The sequence below is a fragment of the Streptomyces sp. 15-116A genome, from assembly GCF_025290915.1.
GTDB lineage: Bacteria > Actinomycetota > Actinomycetes > Streptomycetales > Streptomycetaceae > Streptomyces.
The window spans coordinates 1-5,294 of sequence record NZ_JAOCQE010000360.1 but is presented as its reverse complement, the minus strand read 5'-3'; the positions used below and the strand labels follow the sequence as shown (position 1 = coordinate 5,294).

The 5,294-nt window shown below is 74.0% G+C and carries 5 protein-coding genes and 3 riboswitches; of the genes, 4 read left to right on the top strand and 1 reads right to left on the bottom strand.

Annotation, left to right across the window (positions count from 1 at the left end; all coding sequences use genetic code 11):
* The first annotated feature begins 254 nt into the window (after window positions 1-254).
* The gene (locus N4P33_RS32155; RefSeq protein ID WP_260830471.1) at window positions 255-839 is read left to right on the top strand and encodes a GNAT family N-acetyltransferase; all 585 of its coding nucleotides are present in this window, start codon (window positions 255-257) and stop codon (window positions 837-839) included.
* Window positions 840-905: 66 nt separating this feature from the next.
* Here the strand turns inward: N4P33_RS32155 and N4P33_RS32150 are convergent, their stop codons facing one another.
* Complete coding sequence (locus tag N4P33_RS32150; protein WP_260830473.1) at window positions 906-1,289, bottom strand: (2Fe-2S) ferredoxin domain-containing protein; 384 nt, start codon at window positions 1,287-1,289, stop codon at window positions 906-908.
* A gap of 128 nt (window positions 1,290-1,417) precedes the next feature.
* A riboswitch (cobalamin riboswitch) is annotated at window positions 1,418-1,543 on the bottom strand.
* A gap of 109 nt (window positions 1,544-1,652) precedes the next feature.
* A riboswitch (cobalamin riboswitch) is annotated at window positions 1,653-1,836 on the top strand.
* Between the two features lie 29 nt (window positions 1,837-1,865).
* Here N4P33_RS32150 and N4P33_RS32145 point away from each other — a divergent pair.
* From N4P33_RS32145 to N4P33_RS32135, 3 genes are read left to right on the top strand one after another with little or no spacing between them, the layout of a single operon-like run.
* Window positions 1,866-2,945 (top strand): ABC transporter substrate-binding protein, encoded by a 1,080-nt coding sequence (locus tag N4P33_RS32145; protein WP_260830470.1) that lies wholly within the window; start codon window positions 1,866-1,868, stop codon window positions 2,943-2,945.
* Window positions 2,942-4,057 (top strand): FecCD family ABC transporter permease, encoded by a 1,116-nt coding sequence (locus tag N4P33_RS32140; protein ID WP_399030510.1) that lies wholly within the window; start codon window positions 2,942-2,944, stop codon window positions 4,055-4,057. Before N4P33_RS32145 ends, N4P33_RS32140 begins: the two co-directional genes overlap by 4 nt.
* A complete protein-coding gene (locus tag N4P33_RS32135; protein WP_260830469.1) occupies window positions 4,054-4,893 on the top strand; it encodes an ABC transporter ATP-binding protein in 840 nt (279 codons plus the stop codon). Before N4P33_RS32140 ends, N4P33_RS32135 begins: the two co-directional genes overlap by 4 nt.
* A gap of 30 nt (window positions 4,894-4,923) precedes the next feature.
* Window positions 4,924-5,108, top strand: a riboswitch (cobalamin riboswitch).
* Window positions 5,109-5,294 lie beyond the last annotated feature (186 nt).

Genomic DNA, 5,294 nt, shown 5'->3' with positions numbered 1-5,294 from the left:
CACGTGGCGACGGCTGCCCTGGCCCGCGCTCGCGGTCGGGGTGCCGCTGGTCGTCGCCGTCGGCTGGGCGTTCCCGCTGCTGGGATGGTCGCTGCTGGCGTTCCTGGTCCTCGACGCGGTGCTCGGCCTGATCCACCGGAAGCGGACGGGCGGCGCTGCCGCGCGCGCCTGACGCCTGCCCCCTTGCGCGGACCCTGGGACCTTATTGCACACTCTTTGCAATAAGGTCCCAGGTGCAGGAAGGGGAGGGTTCCGTGAGCGCTCCGCCGGTCCCGGCCGTGTCCGTGCTGCGCGGCGAGGACGTCCTCGCCCACGCCGGCGCGCTGCGCTCGGTCTACGTCGACGCCTTCTGCGCGCCGCCCTGGAACGAGGACGAGGAGCGGGCCGCCGAGTTCGCCGCGCGTCTCCCCCTCGACGCGCGCCGTCCCGGTTTCGCCGCGGCGGTGGCCGTCAGCGGACGGGAGGTGCTGGGCTTCGCCAGCGGATGGACCACACTGCCGCCCTTTCCCACGGACCGCTGCTATCCGCAGGCCGCCGCGGGACTCGGCGCCGGGCGGACCGAGGACTGGCTGTGCGGTGCCTTCGAGGTGGACGAACTCGCCGTCCGGCCGGGCGCGCACGGCAGCGGACTCGCCGGGGCACTGCTGGACGCGGTCACCGCGGACGCCCCCGAGGGCCGCTGCTGGCTGCTCACATCCGTGCAGGCGCCCCGGGCGATGGCCTTCTACCACCGCCAGGGCTGGACCCAGGCCACCCACCCGTCCCCCGACGGCAAGGGCATCGTCGTGTTCCTGGGCCCGAACCACCCCGCCCGCACCCTCGTCCCCCAGCCCCTCTGACCCGCCCGGTACGCACCGACCCGTCCCCGCCCCGGACCATCCCGGTCCGCCCCGGCCCGCCCCCGTTCAAGGCCCCGTACGGCGGCGCGGTGGGGTGAAGGTGTACAGGTCGAGGATCTCCGGCCGGGGGGCGATGCCCGGGCCGCCCGCTCGGACCCAGGCGGCGATGTCCTCCGTGGCGTCCGGGTCGTTGACCAGGCCGAACCACACCGGCCGGGCCCCCGCCGCGCGCCCGGCGGCCGAGGGCTGTACGACGACCACGTTGGCCTGGTCGCACACGTCCAGGCAGGCGGAGACGCGCACGGGTGCCTCCGCGCGCAGCCGCGCGGTCTGGGCGGCGTGGTCGACGCCGGTCACCTTGGGCGTGCCGCAGCAGCAGTCCCGGCACACCACGACCCGGCACGGAACACCACCGGCCGGTCGCTCCGTCACCCCGGTCAGCTCGGTCATCCCGGTCGACTCGGTCACCCCGGCCCTCCCGGCGCCGTACGCCTCGCCGTCCGTCGTTCCGTGCATGCCGGAACACCCCTCTCTTCCGGGGAGATCCGCCCCGGGTCGCGTCGAGGAGGCGACGACGTGAGTCTCCTGGCTCCCGGGTCACAGCTCGTCCCGGCCTTCCCGCCCCTCGCAGGGGCAGTGGCCCGTACGGGATCCGCTCGCCGGTCACAGTGGCGGGACCGCGCCGGATTCGCACCGGCTTCCTCGGACCGTCGTCGCCCTGTCGCCGGTCATCATCCCATCAGCCGGTCTTCCCGCCCCCGGGGGGCCGGGGGCGTGCGTCCGGCGGCGTACGCCCTTTTGGGCCGGAGCGGGCGGATCGTAGGATCAGCGGGTCATCGCCGCGACGGGACACAGGAAGCCGGTGCGAATCCGGCACGGTCCCGCCACTGTGACCGGGGAGTACACCCCTCTCGCACGCCACTGCGCTCCGCGCGGGAAGGCCAGGGGGAGCGTCGATCCGGGAGTCAGGACACTGGCCTGTCGCGGGCCCGTTCCGAGGAGCGCGGACTCCCCAGGAGGCTTCACGTGTACGACGGCACGTCCCGTCCCCCGCTGCCCACCCCTGCCCGCAGGCGCACCGCCCTGCCCGCATCTGCCCGCCGGCGCACGGCCCTACGCGCCACGGCCGCGGCCCTCGCCCTGTCGGCGGCCGCCCTGCTGACCGCCGGGTGCGGAAGTTCGCAGGACACTGCCCGGGACGGGAAGACCGCCGCCGCGTCGGCCGGCGACGGCTTCCCCGTCACCATCGACAACTGCGGCGTGAGGACGACGTACGACGAGCCGCCCGCCCGCGTCGTCACCATCCACCAGCACCCCGCGGAACTCATGCTCGCGCTGGGCCTGAAGGACCGCATGGTCGGTACCGCCTTCCCCGACTCGGCCGTGCTGCCCGAGCTGAGGAAGGACTACGCGTCGATCCCCGAACTGGCGAAGAAGGAGCCGTCCTTCGAGACCGTCCTGGACGCCGAGCCCGATCTCGTCTACGGCGGCTACGGCAGCGCCTTCGCCGAGAACGAGGGCCGCTCGCGCAAGGCGTTCGCCGACGCCGGGATCGACACCCACCTCAACCGCGAGTACTGCGGCGAGAAGCGGGTCACGATGAAGGACACCTACGACGAGATCCGCACCATCGGCAGGATCTTCGGCGTGTCCGACCGGGCGGACATGCTCGTCTCCGACCTCCGCGAGCGCGTCGGCCGGGCCACCGCCGCCGTCGAGGGCGAGCCCGAGGTGCCCGTCTTCGTCTACGACAGCGGCGACAAGGCCGCCTTCACCGCGGGCGGCAAGAGCCTCGGCACGGAACTGATCCGGCTGGCCGGCGGCAAGAACGTCTTCGCCGACCTCGACGATGTCTTCGGCGACGTGTCCTGGGAGCAGGTCGTCGAGCGCAAGCCGGAGGTCATCGCGATCTACGACTACGCGGGCGCCGGCAGCGTGGCGGAGAAGAAGAAGTTCCTGCTCGCCCAGCCCGCCCTCGAGGACGTGCCCGCCATCAGGAACAAGCGGTTCGTGGTGCTGCCGCTGACCGCGACCCTGGTGGGCGTGCGGTCCGCGTACGCGGTGGAGGACCTCGCCCGCGGCATCCATCCCGAGAGCTTCCGGTGACGGCTCCGGTCACCGGCACCGCGGTGGCGCGGGACGCGGGACCGGAGAAACGGGACGGCGGGCGAACCGGCCCGGCAGGTCTCGCCGTCACGCTCATCGTCCTGTCCGCCCTGCTGGTGGCCTCCGCCACGGCGGGCCTCGCGATCGGCTCGGTCCAGGTGCCGCCCGGCCAGGTGTGGGGCATCGTGACGCACGCGCTCGGCGCCGACTGGGCGGAGGCCGACTGGTCGCGGGCGCGGGAGACGATCGTGCTGGACGTGCGGGCGCCGCGCGTGCTGCTCGGGGCGGTCGCCGGGGCCGGTCTCGCGGTCGTGGGCACCGCTCTGCAGGCGCTGATCCGCAACCCGCTCGCCGAGCCGTATCTGCTCGGCGTGTCCTCGGGGGCGTCGCTGGGCGCCGTCGCGGTGATCGTGTCCGGGGTCACCCTGTTCGGGCCGGTGTCGCTGTCGGTGGCCGCGTTCACGGGCGCCCTCGGGGCGCTGCTGCTCGTCTACGCCACCGCCCGCACGGGAGGCAGGATCACCTCCGCGCGGCTGGTGCTGTCCGGGGTGGCCATCGCCGCCGTGCTCACCGCCGTGCTCGATCTGCTGCTGCTCACCACCGACCGGGGCAACGAGGCCCGCGCGGTCCTCGCCTGGACCCTCGGCGGTCTCGGCGGCGTCAGCTGGGACACCCTGTGGCTGCCCGGCATCGCCCTGGTGGCGGGCGTCAGCGTCCTCATGGTGCAGGCGCGCCACCTGAATCTGCTGCTCGCCGGCGAGGAGGCCGCCACGACGATGGGCCTCGACGTGGCCCGGTTCCGCGCCCGCATGTTCGTCCTGCTGTCCCTCGTCACCGGCGTCCTGGTCGCGGCGTGCGGGCCGATCGGCTTCGTCGGCCTGATGCTGCCGCACATCGTGCGCCTGGTCGTCGGCGGCGACCACCGCCGCGTGCTGCCGACGGCGGCGCTCGGCGGGGCGGTCTTCCTCATCTGGGCGGACATCGCCGCACGCGTGGTCGCCGCGCCCATGGAGATCCCCGTCGGGGTGCTCACCGCGCTGTGCGGCGGACCGTTCTTCCTGTGGCTGATGCGCCGCGACGCCCGCAGGACCACCGACCGAGGAGGGGCATGACGACCACCGCCACCGAACTCGTCGTCGACGGTGTCACCCTGACCGCCGGCGCCCGCCGCCTCGTCGAGGACGTCTCCCTGACCGCCCGCCCCGGCGAGGTCATCGGCCTCGTCGACCCCAACAGCAGCGGCAAGTCCAGCCTGCTGCGCGCCGTCTACCGCGTGCTGCGCCCCAGCGCCGGCCGGGTCGCGGTCGACGGCGCCGACGCCTGGTCGCTGCCCGTGCGCCAGGTGGCCCGGACCGTGGCGGCCGTGGTCCAGGAGCCGGCCGCCGACTTCGACCTGACGGTGCGTGAGGTCGTCGCGATGGGCCGCACCCCGCACAAACGGCTGCTCGACGGGGACACTCCCGAGGACGCCGCCCTGATCCGGTCGGCGCTCGCCGCGGTCGACGCCACCGGCCTGGCCCACCGCCCCTTCGACCGCCTCTCCGGCGGCGAACGCCAGCGCGTCCTCATCGCCCGCGCCCTCGCCCAGCAGCCGTCCCTGCTCGTCCTGGACGAACCCACCAACCACCTCGACATCCGGCACCAGCTGGACGTCCTGGACACCCTGCGCCGCCTGCCGGCCACGGTCCTGATCGCCCTGCACGACCTCAACCTCGCCGCCCACTACTGCGACCGCCTGTACGTGCTGCGCGACGGCACCGTCACCGCCTCCGGCCCGCCCGCCGACGTGCTCACGCCCCAACTCCTCGCGGACGTCTACGGCGTGACGACCGAGATCACCCTCCACCCCCGCACCGGCGCACCCCACGTCGTCTTCCTCCCCGGGGACCCGCGTCCGGGGCAACGGGACGAGGCTCCGCCCCGTCCCTCCTCCTCGTCCTGTGGCTGACGGCACAGGGGCGGGTCTGGCGGGGCGGCGGCCGGTTCTGCGATGCTTCGTCCGGCAAGCGACGGCGGAACGAGGAAGCCGGTGAGATTCCGGCACGGTACCGCCACTGTGTAGGGGGAGCGACTCCACCCATGGCCACCGCCCCACCCGGGGTGGGAAGGCCGGAGAAGCTGTGATCCCGAGTCAGGAGACTCACGCCGTCGCACCTCGAAGTACGGGGCGGATTTCCCCAGGAGAGGCGGTGGCACCCATGTGCCTGTACCTGCGTGGTGACGGCGGTGCGCCGTCCCCGAGAGCTCAGAGCCGACCAGCCCTGCCGGCACCGCCGGACCATCTCCCCGGCTTCTGACGACACCCGCTCTCACCGGGTTTCCCTCCCGTACACCCCGTCGCGCGCGCCG